Annotated in this window: 14 protein-coding genes and 1 riboswitch; of the genes, 13 read left to right on the top strand and 1 reads right to left on the bottom strand. The window is 42.3% G+C overall.

The genetic code is table 11. The features are described 5' to 3' along the window. Positions 1-269 precede the first annotated feature (269 nt). From pbpG to PQR79_RS07230, 12 genes are all read left to right on the top strand, one after another. Positions 270-1,178: a D-alanyl-D-alanine endopeptidase gene (pbpG, locus tag PQR79_RS07285; protein ID WP_238106792.1), complete on the top strand. Its 909-nt coding sequence runs from the start codon at positions 270-272 to the stop codon at positions 1,176-1,178. A gap of 217 nt (positions 1,179-1,395) precedes the next feature. After that, the gene (locus tag PQR79_RS07280) at positions 1,396-2,040 is read left to right on the top strand and encodes a cupin domain-containing protein (RefSeq protein WP_238106793.1); all 645 of its coding nucleotides are present in this window, start codon (positions 1,396-1,398) and stop codon (positions 2,038-2,040) included. A gap of 193 nt (positions 2,041-2,233) precedes the next feature. Next, on the top strand, positions 2,234-2,584 hold the full coding sequence (locus tag PQR79_RS07275) for a HopJ type III effector protein (protein WP_238106794.1): 351 nt from the start codon (positions 2,234-2,236) through the stop codon (positions 2,582-2,584). A gap of 42 nt (positions 2,585-2,626) precedes the next feature. Continuing rightward, positions 2,627-3,103, top strand: coding sequence for a hypothetical protein (locus tag PQR79_RS07270; RefSeq protein WP_238106795.1), 477 nt, complete (start codon positions 2,627-2,629; stop codon positions 3,101-3,103). 375 nt (positions 3,104-3,478) lie between these two features. Continuing rightward, positions 3,479-4,765: an acetyl-CoA hydrolase/transferase family protein gene (locus tag PQR79_RS07265; protein ID WP_238106796.1), complete on the top strand. Its 1,287-nt coding sequence runs from the start codon at positions 3,479-3,481 to the stop codon at positions 4,763-4,765. A 391-nt stretch (positions 4,766-5,156) separates the two neighbouring features. Continuing rightward, positions 5,157-5,801 carry a YitT family protein gene (locus PQR79_RS07260; RefSeq protein WP_238106797.1) on the top strand — a complete coding sequence of 215 codons (645 nt, stop codon included), beginning with the start codon at positions 5,157-5,159 and terminating at the stop codon, positions 5,799-5,801. Positions 5,802-6,017: 216 nt separating this feature from the next. Continuing rightward, complete coding sequence (locus PQR79_RS07255) at positions 6,018-6,554, top strand: type II secretion system protein (RefSeq protein WP_238106798.1); 537 nt, start codon at positions 6,018-6,020, stop codon at positions 6,552-6,554. A 174-nt stretch (positions 6,555-6,728) separates the two neighbouring features. Next, positions 6,729-7,706, top strand: a complete 978-nt coding sequence (locus tag PQR79_RS07250) for a transposase (protein WP_238107201.1) — start codon at positions 6,729-6,731, stop codon at positions 7,704-7,706. Positions 7,707-8,077: 371 nt separating this feature from the next. Next, on the top strand, positions 8,078-8,446 hold the full coding sequence (locus tag PQR79_RS07245; RefSeq protein ID WP_238106799.1) for a PH domain-containing protein: 369 nt from the start codon (positions 8,078-8,080) through the stop codon (positions 8,444-8,446). Positions 8,447-8,649: 203 nt separating this feature from the next. Next, on the top strand, positions 8,650-9,072 hold the full coding sequence (gene trxC / locus PQR79_RS07240; protein WP_238106800.1) for a thioredoxin TrxC: 423 nt from the start codon (positions 8,650-8,652) through the stop codon (positions 9,070-9,072). Positions 9,073-9,370: 298 nt separating this feature from the next. Continuing rightward, positions 9,371-10,129, top strand: a complete 759-nt coding sequence (locus PQR79_RS07235; RefSeq protein WP_238106801.1) for a Clp protease/crotonase-like domain-containing protein — start codon at positions 9,371-9,373, stop codon at positions 10,127-10,129. 2 nt (positions 10,130-10,131) lie between these two features. Then, a complete protein-coding gene (locus PQR79_RS07230) occupies positions 10,132-10,602 on the top strand; it encodes a DUF3465 domain-containing protein (RefSeq protein ID WP_238106802.1) in 471 nt (156 codons plus the stop codon). Between the two features lie 239 nt (positions 10,603-10,841). Here the strand turns inward: PQR79_RS07230 and metH are convergent, their stop codons facing one another. Continuing rightward, complete coding sequence (metH, locus tag PQR79_RS07225; RefSeq protein ID WP_238106803.1) at positions 10,842-14,558, bottom strand: methionine synthase; 3,717 nt, start codon at positions 14,556-14,558, stop codon at positions 10,842-10,844. Positions 14,559-14,766: 208 nt separating this feature from the next. Here metH and PQR79_RS07220 point away from each other — a divergent pair, with 208 nt between their 5' ends. Further along, positions 14,767-15,477: a histidine phosphatase family protein gene (locus PQR79_RS07220; RefSeq protein ID WP_238106804.1), complete on the top strand. Its 711-nt coding sequence runs from the start codon at positions 14,767-14,769 to the stop codon at positions 15,475-15,477. Then, positions 15,476-15,594, top strand: a riboswitch (cobalamin riboswitch). Its footprint overlaps the gene before it by 2 nt. Positions 15,595-15,635 lie beyond the last annotated feature (41 nt).

The following is a 15,635-nucleotide window of genomic DNA, read 5'->3' as shown; positions in this document are numbered from 1 at the left end:
CTTTTTAAACGATTATTTTCATCTTAACATGAAGACAACAAAAGCGGTATTTGGCTCATCATTCTTGCTATCAACGTTAACCCTAAGCGCATCGACTCACCTGACTAATGACCTAAACTGTACGAATATTAGTCATAACTAAATTTGAACGCTTGATCTACGTTAATTAATGGCTAAAAACTTACTCTAAAGTAGTATTTATCTATTGTTGAGCCAAACCTTTGTCGTATACTCAATGATTATTAGCCCTATTTTTTCAAGTGAGTGTGATGAAGTTTCGTTTTCTTTTTGCCTGCGCTTTACTGTGTTCAACCACATTAGTTAGTGCGGTTTCTTTTGCTGCCTCCGTTTCTCAAAGCACTCCTCAACAAGAGCTTGCATCAGGCAGTGCGATGTTAGTCGATTTAGCCACTAACGAAGTGTTATATGCCAGTAATCAACATCAATCAGTGCCGATTGCTTCAGTAACTAAATTAATGGCGGCCATGGTGACACTTGATGCCAAATTACCGCTAGACGAAAAAATATCAATAAAAATTACCGACTCACCCATTATGCGTAATGTGTATTCACGAGTACGAATAGGCAGTGAGGTAAGCCGTGAAACCATGTTGTTGCTGACGTTGATGTCGTCTGAAAACCGTGCAGCAACGTCATTGGCACATCATTATCCTGGTGGCTTTAACATGTTTGTGAAAGCCATGAACGATAAAGCCGCTGCATTAGGGATGAAAAACACTCATTACGTAGAACCTACCGGTTTGTCGCCAGACAACGTGTCGAGTGCCAATGACTTGATTTTACTTCTTAAAGCGAGTCAGTCTTATCCGTTGTTAGGCGAGCTGAGTTCTACTACTAAAAAGCATGTTTATTTCTCGTCCCCACGTTATGCATTAGATTTTCAAAACACCAATAAATTAGTGTTTAAAAATAATTGGAACATTGCCTTAACTAAAACTGGTTTTACCAATAAAGCGGGTCATTGTTTGGTTATGTTAACCGAAATGAATAAACGAAAAGTGGCATTTGTCGTGTTAGATTCGTTTGGCAAGTACACTCATATGGCTGATGCAAATCGCTTAAAAAACTGGTTAGAAACCGGACGCACAACACCTATCCCTGCATCGGCTAAAGCCTATAAGCAGCAGCGTCAAGCAGCACAAAGAAACAATATTTAATACCAACTCGCAACGCATTAAAGCCCAGTCACCTTTGTTGAGTGGGCTTTTTATGATTCAAAATCCCATAAGCTCGCTGATATGGCCAATCACAATAATGAGATTATCAGGCTGGCCAACTACAGTGTCATGTATATAGGTACCAAAAAGTACCTACTTTTTTATCACGTATTAACACTTTACACTGTTGCCATTCATCGTTTGTGAGGTATTTAGTATGTTGAATATGGATTTTAGTCAACGAGTGGTCATCAACACTCATGATATGGAATGGCAAAATAGCCCGGCAGTGGGAGTGTTACGCAAACGCCTTGCGCGTGAAGAGGCTGAGCGTGGTCATGCTACCAGTATTGTTAAATATGAAGCTGGCGCTAAATTTAACTCGCATCCTCATCCTTTAGGTGAAGAGATTTTAGTGCTCGACGGGGTGTTTTCTGACGAAACGGGCGATTACCCAGCAGGCACGTATTTACGCAATCCAGAAGGATTTGAACATGCGCCGTTTAGTACTGAAGGTTGCACATTATTGGTTAAATTACATCAGTTTCAACCTACTGATAATGAACAAGTCGCAATCGACACCAATACAGCGCCATGGTTACCTGGACATGGGCAATTACGGGTCATGCCATTGCATCAGCACGGCACTGAATCGACCGCGTTAGTCATGTGGCCCGCTGGAACTCATTTTCAGCCGCATCGCCATTTTGGTGGTGAAGAGATTTACGTAATAAAAGGTGAGTTTATTGATGAATTAGGCCGTTATCCCGCTGGTACTTGGATCCGCAGTCCGCATTTAAGCCAGCATAATCCTTATGTAGAACAAGACACGGTGATTTTAGTGAAAGTGGGGCATTTGTAAGTGGATGGTTTCTTTAAATATAGCGTGACAATGATATATGATTAACAGCTTACTGTTGCAGGTAACTATGTGTTTAAACAGTGCTGCCCATGGGCATATATGGTTCTGATTGTAATAGCATGTATTATCTTTACTGGCTTAAATTGATGTATAGTTCTGTGATGTATAACATTATCAATGGCTAAAATTGTTTATGGTTTCAAGTAATATCACTCTGTTTATTGAGTCCTTATACCAACGTGCAAATGAATTGCGGTTTGAAGAGACGATGGCATTGATTGATGCGCATTATGACTTTGCGCCAAGTGCATTTAAAAATGGCGAACAGTTAAATGAAGCTGGGCAAAATTCAGGATCTTGTAAAGTATTTGCATTTGGGCAAATACAACAGTTGACTGAGCAGCAAACCTTGCAGTTATTTGGTCAACATTATCGTGATGTGGTTGCCACACCGCAAGGAGATGACCATCAAAATATTCGTCAATTTATGCAACATGGGTGGGCTGGGATATTGTTCTCTCAGTTGGCGCTAACGCCAAAATAGTCGTGCCACACATTTTGTTATATCGTTTAAGGATTGGCTCAAATGAATCTACAGTTTTTGCCGTTAATGTTGTTAAGCACCACTTTGCTGTGTTTTACGGGAGCTAGCTTTGCAAAAGATAACGACTCGAAAGACGATGACAGTAAACACAAGTCTGAAAAATATGAAAAAAATAAAAATCACGATAAAGATGATAACAATAAGGTTTACTTTAATGCTGATCGTAAAGTCATTATTAATAATTACTATTATGCCCGTCGTGATGCAAAGAGTTGCCCACCAGGATTAGCGAAGAAAAACAATGGCTGTAAAGCGCCTGGAAAAGTAAAAAAATGGCGTAAAGGTCAGCCTTTACCCTCTGATGTGATTTATTATGATGTGCAACCAGAGCTGATCGTGCAATTAGGTCGCATACCTGAAGGGCAAAAAATTGTCCGTGTAGGGGCCGATTTGCTATTGATTAGCATAGGTACTGGTATGGTGATTGACGCAATCCAAGACCTTAATGATATCTTTTAAGATTAAATCATCAACTTGAGTGAGCTGGGCTTAAACAAATAAGCCCAGCTCACTCCGCAATGTGCTGCGAGTCATCGAGTCTATTTAACTTTCCAATAGATTGGATGCATCAACTATTGTTTTAGTGTCCTTTCTACTGTGTTTTTATTGTGCTTATGCCGCAGCGAATCACCCATCACCGATAACTCGAAAATTTATTGGGATTAGCGATGGTGAATGATTAATGGCTAGTCTGTGGCAGACCTCTCAAATAATTCATTTGGTTGATATCATTCTCAACTGTTGCGATTAACTCTGCGACTTTGCGCTAAAAACTATTAAATCTTGATGTTCCTCCTTACACTACAAGTAGCTTAATTACCTTGAGTTATATTGATGACACCCATTATTTGCCACAGTGCGTTAGAAGCAGTTTCGTTAATTGAAAGCAATGAAACCTTATGGACTCATTCTATGGGAGCCACGCCAAAGGTATTGCTCGATGCACTGGCACTGCATGCCTTAACAAAGCAAGGGTTGACCTTGCTACAGTTGCATACTGAGCGGGCCGAATCATTGAGCGCTGATCATTTAAAACCGCATATTCGTCATCGCTGCTATTTTGGTGGCGCACCAACGCGTGAGCTTTTACAGCAAGGTGAAGCTGATTATGTACCGATTTTTTTGTCTGAAGTGCCTAAGTTATTTCGTTCGGGCGAGCAAAAAATTGATACCGCTATTATCCAAGTGTCGCCGCCAGACAAGCATGGTATTTGTTCTTTAGGGATCTCGGTTGAGGCCACACTCGCAGCTTGTCAGGTGGCGGGTAAAATTATTGCTCATATTAATCCTATGATGCCCCGTACTCATGGTGATGGATTTATTCACTACAACAAGTTGGCTGCGGTTTTTGAACAGAGCATGCCATTACCGCAACATTTAATTAATTCGAGTGATAAAACCAGTCAAGCAATTGGCCAGCATGTGGCTCAGTTAGTGCGCGATGGTGATTGTTTACAAATGGGCATTGGTGCCATTCCTGATGCTGTGTTGTCGTGCTTAACACAGCATAAAAACTTAGGTGTACATACTGAGTTGTTTTCAGATGGTGTACTGAATTTAGTTGAGTTAGGGGTGATAAATAATAGCCTTAAAAAAGTACACCCAGGTAAAACCGTGACGGGTTTTGCACTTGGTAGTCAACGACTTTACGATTTTGTCGATGATAATCCGTCAGTGATCTTTATGGATATTGAACAGGTTAATGACACGGCTATCATTCGTAAAAACCCTAATGTCATGTCAATAAACTCTGCGCTACAAGTCGATATATCGGGCCAGGTTTGTGCCGATTCTTTGGGGACAAAAATATACTCTGGCGTGGGCGGGCAAATGGACTTTATTCGTGGCGCAGGACTGTCGGAGGGGGGGCGTTCTGTTATTGCTCTTCCTAGCACAGCCGCTAACGGCACTGTTTCACGGATTGCGACAGTACTCTCTCCGGGAGCGGGCGTTGTGACGACTCGAGCCCATGTTCATTATATTGTTACCGAGTATGGTTGTGCATATTTACGCGCTAAATCATTACGTGAACGAGCTCGGGCATTAATTGACATTGCTCACCCTAAGTTTAGAGAACAGCTGTGCCAAGAAGCATTTGAAATGTGGCAGCTTAGGGTTTAATACCATTTCGCGTTAATAAGTGAATCACTCAGCGAGAGTTTAAAAGGGCTTAAACAAGGCCGGTATATTGAGCCGTTGTTGATCTATAACGACAAATATTTTTACATTAATTATGCAGATCGCAATTCATGCCCTAACTATGTGCTGAAGCATCGTTTTATCGTACTTTTTACCTGATAAATCACATTCGTGTATCATTTAATTTACTGCGGCATACCGTGCGTAAACATTTTTGTACGCTGATGGCTTATTATTCAACTTTTGTCTTTTTTTATTCACTGTTAAATCGACTGTATTTCTGTAAACTGCGCGCCTTCGAGGTGGTGTTGCATTGCACATCACCGGTTTAAATGATGTGTAAATACATTGGTTAAAGAAGGATAAACATAACATGCAATTCCCGACGCACCGATTTTACGAAGACATTATGGCTTTGTTTTGTGCAGGTGTAATGGTGTCTTTGGGCGTAACGCTCTACAACAGTAATCAATTGATCACTGGTGGTACGGCTGGTTTAGCTATCATAGGAATGCACATGACATCGTTAAGTTTTGGGGTGTTATTTTTTATCGTGAATGTGCCTTTTTATTATATTGCTTGGACCAAACTATCTAAACGTTTCACCATCAATACCTTTATATCCGTATCGATTATTTCAGTAATGACAGATTACATGCCGGTCTTTGTTCATATCGACAATGTACATCCTTTATTTGCTGCAACTGTTGGCGGGATGCTCATAGGTGTTGGCATGCTGATTATGTTTAGGCATAAATCGAGCCTAGGCGGTTTGGGTATTTTAGCCTTGTATCTGCAAAACAAGTATTCAATTCGTGCGGGGAATTTTGGTTTATTAGTCGACACCATCATTTTAAGTTCGTCATTGTTGATGTTCCCGATTGAAGTGGTCATTTTATCGGTCATGGGCGCAGCCATGCTCAATGTGTTGATTGCGATTAATCATAAGCCTGGCCGTTATCAAGCTTATGTTGAACCTAAAAAGCCAAAAAGCACAGTGGGTTTAAACCCAGAATAAGCGTAAACCTGTCTCTTTATTTACTGTTAATTCAATCTAAATTGGTTTAATTGCCCCCTGAGTTATTGATCATTTATCGATATCACATTATGTATTTTTATTCTTAATTCCATGTAATTATGAATGAAAATTGGGTTAGAATTGCTCATATAATGTTTTTAATGGCTCATTAACGGTTAATTGGCCTGTTTTTAAGAGTTGAGGTTGTATCGCTATATGAATAAATTAACTAGTTCAGGGCAGGCAGGCTTTACACTGATTGAGTTGGTTGTGGTTATTATTATTTTAGGTCTTTTGGCTGTTGTTGCAGCGCCTAAGTTTATTAATTTAAAGACTGATGCCCACATATCAGCGATTAATGGGGCGGTTGGGTCAATTAAAACCGCGGTGACATTATTCAAAACAAAAACCTTAACTTCTGGCAGTGCGATGACTGACACCGTTGAGTTTTCGGGTGTGAAAGGCAGTAATTATCAACCTTGGGCTGCTGCCGCGAATACCAGCGGCAGTGGTTTTAATGCTGGTTACACCACACCCTCTGAAATTTTTGAGGCCGCAGGTCTAGACATGAATGAGTGGGCGTATCGAATTTATGTATCAAACAGCAGTTATGCCGTTGTCGCTGCGCCAACGTTGGTGCTGGATGTTGCACAACCCACCTCAACTGAAGTTATCGCGACCAATTGTTATTTCCAATACCACTGGAAAAGTGCAGGTGAACCAGAGATTACGACCGCAACCACAGGGTGTTAACACCGCGCCTTTTTATAATCTACGGCCATGAAGGCCGTAGCGTTTATCCCACCAAAACAAGAGGTATTATGTTAACTTTCCTCTTTCTTAAACATGGCCACCCAAGATTTCTGGCGGATATTTAATCGTTAGTCTAGTCTTTGAACATCCTTATTTATTTGCAGGTAATGAATGATGGCCAGACCCAGACAAACTATCGTTAGCTTAGAAGATACACCTTATTATCACTGCTGTTCACGTGTCGTCCGTAAAGCCTTTTTGTGTGGCATTGATAACGTGACCGGCGAGAATTTTGAGCATCGACGCGAGTGGGTCGATTCACGCATTCTGGAGTTGGCGACCATCTTTGCTATTGATATTTGTGCATACGCAGTGATGAGTAACCATTTGCATGTGGTGGTAAAGGTTGATACTGACAAAGCAAAGCAGTGGTCAGATAAAGAAGTGCTTATACAGTGGCACAAGGGCTTTAAGGGTACACTACTAACTCAAAAGTATCTTAAAGGTGAAGCTCTTAACCAATTTGAACGCCAAACAGTTGATGAGTGCGTTACAGAATATCGTAAACGTTTAATTGATATTAGCTGGTTTATGCGCTCCCTCAGTGAGCCAATAGCAAGAATGGCCAATAAAGAAGATGAATGTACTGGTCGTTTCTGGGAAGGAAGATTCAAGTCTCAAGCACTGCTTGATGAAGCCGCATTATTGGCTTGTATGGCTTATGTCGATTTAAACCCTATTCGCGCCAATGTGGCTGCTACTCCAGAAACTTCAGATTACACCAGCATTCAACGCCGAATTAATTCAGCGATAAAAGGTGAGCAACCAACCGAATTATTACCCTTTGTTGGTAATGAACATTTAAACATGACTAATGGGCTAAAGTTCAATGTCAAAGACTACATCAAACTGATTGATGATACTGGCAGAATTATACGAGAGGATAAGCATGGCGCGATAAGCTCAAGTAGCCAAGATATCTTAAATAGACTCAATATTCCTGCTGAGAATTGGCTTAAAATTACTACAGAGTTTGGCGCTTTATTCAAAGGTGCCGTAGGTGCATTACCCGCATTAACTGAATATTGCGAGCATTTAGATCGAAAACGACGACAAGGTGCATCAAACTGCCAGCGCTGGCTGTGTGCTTAAGCGCTAATATCACCCTGAATACCTCTCATTTTAATACTTGATTAATATCAAGCCCTTCTGCTGTGTAGTGTTTAGGCAAACGTCTGATTTTGTGAATTTTAAGTGAGAAGCTGTAAATGATTTGGCTGATTTGGCTTTTTGAGAAAAGAACAAGCAATGTTGGTAACTCAAATCGAAAGGCGTTATGTTGTTAGATCTAACTATGGGTGGCATTTTAGAAGAGATATTCAATTTATACTCACGATTTAATTATGGGTGGCATGATTGGAAAGATATTTGAAAAATATTGCCTAAGTTTTTGTATAAAAAATGTGTCTGCGTCAGAAGTTTATTTAGCTAAATGCGGTTTTTAGATAGAAAAAGGATGTTTTATGATCGATTTTAACAATAAAGGCTTTTTTAAGCTTAAGCAAAACCCTGATTTTGCAGAAAAAGTAACTGATTTACTGCTAGATGATGAGCGAATAGTCGACTCATATAAAACCATGCGTGATGGTGTTGTTTTTACCAATAAACGGATTATTGCGGTGAATGTTCAAGGTATTACGGGCAGTAAAAAAGATTTTACCTCTTTGCCTTACAAAAATATTGTCGCTTATTCGATTGAGACATCAGGCACGTTTGACCTTGATTCTGAATTAGAAATCTATTTCTCGGCTATCGGCAAAGTGAAATTTGAGTTCACGGGAAAATCTTCAATGTTGGAAATATCAAAAATAATATCGAGCTACTTATTATAAACTGCTTAGGTGACAGGATGGAGGTTATCTATGCGGCTCATGAGACGATTGTTCAAATGATGTTGAATCAGAGGCGCATGTGGTTGTAAGTCATCATATGCTAACGAAAAATGCTAATGAGAAAGATCAATGAATCATCGTTCTTTGCCTCAACTTAGTTTATGATTTAATCGTCTCAATGATGAAGTTGATGAGGTCATATCATGATAATTGCTTGCCCACATTGCTCGACTTTAAATCGGGTGCCAGATGAACGTCTTGAACAACAACCAACTTGTGGTCATTGTAAAAAGCCGGTGTTTGTGGGGGAACCCGTTGAACTCACCGCGGCTAATTTTGCCCACCATGCAAATAAGTCTGAACTGCCACTGGTGGTGGACTTTTGGGCCAGTTGGTGCGGACCGTGTAAAAACTTTGCGCCTGTGTTTACCCAAGCCGCTAAAAAGTGGGAGCCACAATTCCGCTTTGGTAAGCTCAATACCGAAGAGCAACAAGCTTTGGCCGCGCAGTTTAATATTCGCTCTATCCCAACCTTAATGGTATTTAAACAAGGTAAAGTGATTGCACAGCAGTCTGGCGCGATGCCTGCATCGTCGTTTAATCAATGGTTAGCGTCGCTGAAATAGCACTACATTTTTTAAAGCTACTTCGAGTTGGATATAAAAAAACGCGATAATATATCGCGTTTTTTAATGAGTAATCTGAATACCACCGAGTATGAATTTACATAGCCTATGAGTCTCACAAGTATTGCTGGCATTAGCCATACTGTTGGGTATTTGCAGTGAGTTAAGCGTCACAATGATATCGGCTGTTAGCCATAATATTAATAACCAAATGTGTTATTTTTTGATGATTATAAATTTACGTAAAAGCAGTTATTCGTGATAATTTATTTTAACTCAACATCATAATGGAATATGAATGCGTAATTTACTTGTCGTTTTGCTGCTCACCTTAACCGGGTGTGCAAGCCAGCCAGAACCTTTCAGTGTGGTGATTGATCCACTCTCAGCAAACACAATTGTTTATCGTGGTGAAATCAACGCCGATAATGTCGCCTCTTTTGAACAACTTATCACTAACAGCCCAACACCCATAGAATCGCTTATCATTAACAGCGGTGGCGGTGAAGTATTCGCAGGTATTCGCTTTGGCGAGCTGGTATATCAATACCAGTTAAAGGTGATAGTAGACAAAGTCTGCGCATCATCTTGTGCTAATTATATTGCAACAGCCAGTAATGATGTCACGGTTAGAGAAGGTGGCCTATTGGGTTGGCATGGCGGTGCATTACAACCACTGTACTTATCTTTACAACACCCCCAAAAACAAGCTCATAAAAATAATTTAGAAAATGAGCAATTCATTACAAAATGGCGTCAAGCCGAGCTCGACTTTTTCAACAAGGTAAAGGTGAATCAGATTGTGACTGTGATAGGCATGATGCCGGGGTTGCACGATAAAAGAGACGCGCAGTTATTCAGTTATGATCAGAAAACCTTAAAACAATTAGGCTTATACATTGCCTATGAAGGTGAGCAAGCAACCCACTCAGCATCTGGTGAGTACGTAGTGCAAATATTTAGTTTATCGCCTGAGGTATTGGACTTGTTGTTAATGCAGCATAGTAAGATTTTAGAACAAGAAAAACTTGGCTTGTTATCACAAGGGATTTTATAATCATGAAAAAAATACTGCTCATTGGCTTACTCGGCATTGCGTTATTTGGCTATTTCGACAAAAACGTTCAAACCACGCAAATTGTACAAAACGTTTTCGCGGCTGATACCAGTGTCAGTGCCAGTAATAGTGCAAGTGCCAATAATAGCGCTTTACAAAATGCCATTGATAATCAACAGAGTAATGTTCAGGTTGCTGGGGCTGGTGAGGTGATAAAAGTGCTTGGTGACGATCTAAAAGGCAGTCGTCACCAACGATTTATTTTAAAAATAGCCAGTGGCGGCACCTTACTCGTGGCCCATAATATCGATTTAGCCCCACGCATAAATGGCCTTAATGTTGGCGATACTGTCGAGTTTTACGGTGTGTATGAGTTTAATTACAAAGGCGGGGTTATCCACTGGACTCACCACGACCCTCGCGGACAACATATCGGCGGCTGGCTCAAACACAATGGCAGCACTTATCAATAAACCGCAGCTTTAATCGTATCCATACAAGTCAACGTCTTAGGGCAACAATCTGGTTGAATGATCCATGAGAGGTGCCTTGTGCTAAGCGATTTTTCTTACGCAATCTCTGATCAATTATCCTGATTGGTATTGTATCCAAACGACGTTTGGACATAAAAAAGAGTAACCATGATGACTCAAGGTTACTCTTTATTTTAATCACTCTTTATTCAGAGGCACTCTTTACTCTGGAGCACTCTCTACTCAGGATCATAGTCCAGCACTGGTGCGAGCCACTTTTCGGCTTCTGCTAAGCTCATGCCTTTACGCTTAGCGTAGTCCTCTACCTGATCTTTACCGACATTAGTCACGCCAAAATAGCGTGATTTAGGATGGGCAAAGTACCAGCCAGATACCGCAGCGGTTGGGTACATGGCAAAGCTTTCGGTGATGTTTAAATCGATGGTTTCATCGGGTTTTAGTAAATCCCATAGCAAGCCTTTTTCGGTATGATCTGGGCATGCTGGGTAACCAGGTGCTGGGCGTATACCTTTGTAACGCTCACGAATTAACGCTTCGTTATCTAACTCTTCATCTGCAGCGTAACCCCAAAACTCTTTACGAACACGTTCGTGCATACGTTCGGCAAACGCTTCGGCTAAACGGTCTGCTAAACATTTGAGCATAATGGCATTGTAGTCGTCGTGATTAGCTTCAAAGCGCGCTACGTGCTCGTCAATACCATGTCCTGCGGTAACCGCAAAGCCGCCCATGTAGTCGGCAACGCCGCTGTCTTTTGGCGCAACAAAGTCAGCTAGACAAAAGTTGTCGTTACCCACTCGTTCAAGTTGCATGCGCAAATGGTGAGTGGTCATTTCAACTGTGGTGCGGCTTTCGTCGGTGTACAGCTCAATGTCGTCATGATTAACCGTATTAGCCGGAAATAGCCCAATCACGCCTTTGGCGGTTAACCATTTCTCTTTGATGATGGTCTCAAGCATGGCTTTACCGTCGGCAAACAGTTTGCGTGCTTCTTCGCCGACGATGTTGTCATTTAAAATTTCAGGGTAATGGCCGTGTAGTTCCCAGCTTCTAAAGAAGGGTGTCCAGTCGATACGCTCTACTAAGTCTTCTAACGGATAGTCATCAAACACCTGACGACCTAACACATTAGGCGTAAATGGGGTGTAACTTTCCCAGTCGTGTTTGCAGCGGTTTTCGCGTGCCGCTTCAATCGATACGATGGTTTTACGCTTGGTTTGCGACAGGCGTTTTTCACGCATGATGTCGTATTCTGCGTAGGTTTCGTCAATGGTGGCTTGGCGAGTTTCATTGTTAACTAACTTTGATACCATTGGTACTGCACGCGAGGCATCGGCAATGTAAATGGCGCCATGGGGATAGTGCGGGGCAATTTTCACTGCAGTGTGAATTTTAGAGCAAGTTGCGCCGCCAATAATCGCCGGTATGGTTAGGCCTTCGCGGTGGAAGGTTTTTACGTTGTGCACCATTTCATCTAGGCTTGGCGTAATCAGTCCAGACATACCAATAATGTCGATATTGTGTTTTTTTACTGCCTCGAGAATTTTCTCAACCGACACCATCACGCCCAAATCGAATACTTCAAAACCATTACAGGCCAGCACAACGCCAACAATGTTTTTACCAATGTCGTGCACATCACCTTTTACGGTCACCATTAAGATTTTACCGTTAGATTGACCTTCGACCTTTTCAAGCTCAATAAACGGATTGAGGTAAGCCACGGCCTTTTTCATCACCCGGGCAGATTTAACCACCTGGGGTAAAAACATTTTACCTGCGCCAAATAAGTCGCCCACCACGTTCATGCCATCCATTAATGGCCCTTCGATAACATCGAGTGGGCGGGTGGCTTCAAGACGCGCTGCTTCGGTGTCTTCATCGATAAATTCGGTAATGCCTTTAACCAGCGCATGAGACAGGCGCTCTTTAACGGGCCAACTGCGCCATGCTAAGTCTTCTTTTTTGGCCACTTGCGAGCCGTCGCCACGATATTGCTCGGCAATGTCGAGTAACTGCTCGGTGTTGCTTGAGTCTGCTACTGGGCAAGGCAGATTAAGTACCACATTTTCGACTTTGTCTTTTAGCTCTTTATCGATGTCATCGTAAATCGCTAACTGGCCGGCGTTAACAATCCCCATGTCCATACCGGCTTGAATCGCATGGTATAAAAACACTGCGTGAATGGCTTCACGTACTGGGTTATTGCCCCGGAACGAGAATGACACGTTAGACACACCGCCAGAAATCATTGCATGTGGCAAAGTGGCTTTGATGTCTTTTATTGATTCAATAAAGTCGACAGCATAGTTGTCGTGTTCATCAATGCCGGTGGCGATAGCAAAAATGTTCGGGTCGAAAATAATGTCTTCTGGGGCAAAACCGACTACATCGACCAAAATACGATAAGCGCGGGTACAAATTTCGGTTTTACGGGCGCGAGTGTCAGCCTGGCCTTGCTCGTCAAACGCCATTACTATCGCCGCTGCGCCATAACGTTTCACTAAGGTGGCTTGTTTAATAAAGGCTTCTTCGCCTTCTTTCATCGAGATTGAGTTAACAATCGACTTGCCTTGTACGCATTTAAGGCCTGCTTCAATGACGTCCCATTTAGATGAGTCGATCATGATAGGCACGCGTGAAATGTCTGGTTCAGAGGCAATTAAGTTTAAAAACTTGGTCATTGACGCGGCGCCATCTAGCATGCCTTCGTCCATGTTGACGTCGATGATTTGTGCGCCGTTTTCAACTTGCTCACGCACCACATCGAGTGCTTCTTCAAATTTTTCTTCTTTGATTAAGCGTAAAAATTTAGCTGAGCCAGTGACGTTAGCGCGCTCACCGACGTTCACAAATAATGAGTCTTTGTCGATGGTTAATGGCTCTAACCCTGATAAACGACAGGCAACGGGGATCTCCGGTAATGCACGCGGTGCATGGCGTAATACCGCCTCACGGATGGCGCTAATATGTGTTGGCGTGCTACCACAACAGCCGCCGACAATATTAAGCATGCCTGCTTCTGCCCATTGAATAATGACCTCGGCCATTTCTTCTGGGGTTTCATCATAACCACCAAATTCGTTGGGTAGGCCCGCATTAGGGTGGGCAGACACATAACATTCGGCAATGCGTGATAACTCTTCTACGTAAGGGCGCAGCTCTTTAGGGCCAAGGGCACAGTTAAGGCCAATCGATAACGGCTTAATATGGCGCAATGAATTGTAAAAGGCTTCGGTGGTTTGCCCGGTCAGCGTACGGCCTGATGCGTCGGTAATGGTGCCAGAGATCATTACAGGTAAGCGTTCGCCGAGGTTATCGAACACGGTTTCTATGGCAAACAAGGCGGCTTTGGCGTTTAAGGTATCAAAAATGGTTTCGACCATAATGATGTCGGCGCCACCTTCAATTAATGCGGTGGTTGATTCAACATAAGCTTCTACTAATTGATCAAAGCTGATATTACGAAATCCAGGGTCGTTTACATCTGGGCTGATTGAACAGGTGCGGTTAGTAGGGCCAAGTACCCCTGCAACATAGCGTGGGTTACCGGTTTGTGCGGCCACTTCGTCAGCCGCCTGGCGAGCGATGCGGGCACCTTCAAGGTTAATTTCGGCAGACAAGGCTTGCATGTCGTAATCTGCCATGGCGATAGTGGTGGCGTTAAAGGTGTTAGTTTCAATAATGTCAGCACCGCCGAGCATGTATTTAACATGAATGGCTTTGATAAGCTCGGGTTGGCTGAGTACCAATAAATCGTTGTTACCTTTAACATCGCAATGCCAATCTTTAAAGCGCTCACCGCGATAATCTTCTTCTTGCAACTTATGGTCTTGGATCATGGTGCCCATTGCACCGTCTAAAATCACAATACGCTCTGCTAATAATGCGTTAAGTTGTTCAAGTGTTTGACTGTGAGAAGTCGACTTCGCCATAAACGGTTACCTTTTATCACTATGTTGCTTGATACCTTGATTGAGATAAGCATACCCTTAAATAGATGGAAAAGGGTGATATCCTGATTGTACAAGGCAAAGAGTCTGTTCTGAATGATGACTTAAAAACTTCATTTAGACATATAAACGTATAGACGGCTATAATACGCGAGTTTTTATTCAAAGGGCAAGGCTGAGGTGGCATTAAATGAAACAAGCCAGAATCGTATTTTTGCGTCACGGTGAGTGTGAAGGTGGTGAAATCGCCCGTGGCCAAATAGATGTGGCATTAACAGAGCAGGGCCGAGAGAAAATGCACCAAGCTGTTAGCTGTGTGCCATTGCCTTTTATGCAGATCTTTAGTTCTCCTTTAGTGCGCTGCCAACACTTTGCGACTAGCATTGCTCAGCAATTAAATTTACCACTCACTGTATTGCCCGCATTGCAAGAGGTTAACTTTGGTGTATGGGACGGGCAAACCTATGATGCCATTTATCATGCAAGCCCAAGTCAATTTGATGCTTATTGGCAAGACCCATGGCATGTGGCTAACACACCCGAAAATGGTGAGAGTTTAGTGGATTTTTATCAAAGAGTGCAGCAAGGCTTTATGGCCGTTGTCGACAGTATGTGGCATACGTTATATGCAGCAGATGAGCCTGAAGCGAATCATCAGCAAGCCCTAGTGGTCACTCATGGCGGGGTAATGCGCTGCATTATGGCTTATGTGCTTAAAAGCAGCCAAAACAATGGATTATTCGCTAACCTTGCTATCCCCTATGCTGCTATTATGTCTGTTGATGTGTACTGGGATGCCCCAAGCGATGACGTTACATCACTAGTGGATAACCAAACACATCAACCTAAAGCAACCTTTAGGTTAAATTGGCCACAAATTGTGCCAACGGAAACACGTTAATCATTACGCAATTCAAGGTATTGGGAATTGGGATAAGCCCAAACTGTACCCGCAACTGTAGATATTCAATAGCCTATTGAATATAAGTCAGATACCAGCTTTGAATTGCCTCAATATCCATACCTAAGCGGGTGACTTAGGGGAGTTATTATGTTGAT

It is taken from the genome of Shewanella metallivivens, assembly GCF_028750675.1.
Lineage (GTDB): Bacteria > Pseudomonadota > Gammaproteobacteria > Enterobacterales > Shewanellaceae > Shewanella > Shewanella metallivivens.
This window is presented reverse-complemented; position numbering and strand designations above follow the sequence as displayed.

What these genes read in the sequence shown, in the direction of transcription:
- PQR79_RS07280 (WP_238106793.1), top strand. Translation starts at nt 1,396, where the DNA reads ATGTTGAATATGGATTTTAGTCAACGAGTGGTCATCAACACTCATGAT.
- PQR79_RS07235 (WP_238106801.1), top strand. Translation starts at nt 9,371, where the DNA reads ATGCGTAATTTACTTGTCGTTTTGCTGCTCACCTTAACCGGGTGTGCA.
- PQR79_RS07250 (WP_238107201.1), top strand. Translation starts at nt 6,729, where the DNA reads ATGGCCAGACCCAGACAAACTATCGTTAGCTTAGAAGATACACCTTAT.
- PQR79_RS07245 (WP_238106799.1), top strand. Translation starts at nt 8,078, where the DNA reads ATGATCGATTTTAACAATAAAGGCTTTTTTAAGCTTAAGCAAAACCCT.
- PQR79_RS07220 (WP_238106804.1), top strand. Translation starts at nt 14,767, where the DNA reads ATGAAACAAGCCAGAATCGTATTTTTGCGTCACGGTGAGTGTGAAGGT.
- PQR79_RS07255 (WP_238106798.1), top strand. Translation starts at nt 6,018, where the DNA reads ATGAATAAATTAACTAGTTCAGGGCAGGCAGGCTTTACACTGATTGAG.
- PQR79_RS07230 (WP_238106802.1), top strand. Translation starts at nt 10,132, where the DNA reads ATGAAAAAAATACTGCTCATTGGCTTACTCGGCATTGCGTTATTTGGC.
- pbpG (WP_238106792.1), top strand. Translation starts at nt 270, where the DNA reads ATGAAGTTTCGTTTTCTTTTTGCCTGCGCTTTACTGTGTTCAACCACA.
- PQR79_RS07275 (WP_238106794.1), top strand. Translation starts at nt 2,234, where the DNA reads ATGGTTTCAAGTAATATCACTCTGTTTATTGAGTCCTTATACCAACGT.
- trxC (WP_238106800.1), top strand. Translation starts at nt 8,650, where the DNA reads ATGATAATTGCTTGCCCACATTGCTCGACTTTAAATCGGGTGCCAGAT.
- PQR79_RS07265 (WP_238106796.1), top strand. Translation starts at nt 3,479, where the DNA reads ATGACACCCATTATTTGCCACAGTGCGTTAGAAGCAGTTTCGTTAATT.
- metH (WP_238106803.1), bottom strand. Translation starts at nt 14,558, where the DNA reads ATGGCGAAGTCGACTTCTCACAGTCAAACACTTGAACAACTTAACGCA.
- PQR79_RS07260 (WP_238106797.1), top strand. Translation starts at nt 5,157, where the DNA reads ATGCAATTCCCGACGCACCGATTTTACGAAGACATTATGGCTTTGTTT.
- PQR79_RS07270 (WP_238106795.1), top strand. Translation starts at nt 2,627, where the DNA reads ATGAATCTACAGTTTTTGCCGTTAATGTTGTTAAGCACCACTTTGCTG.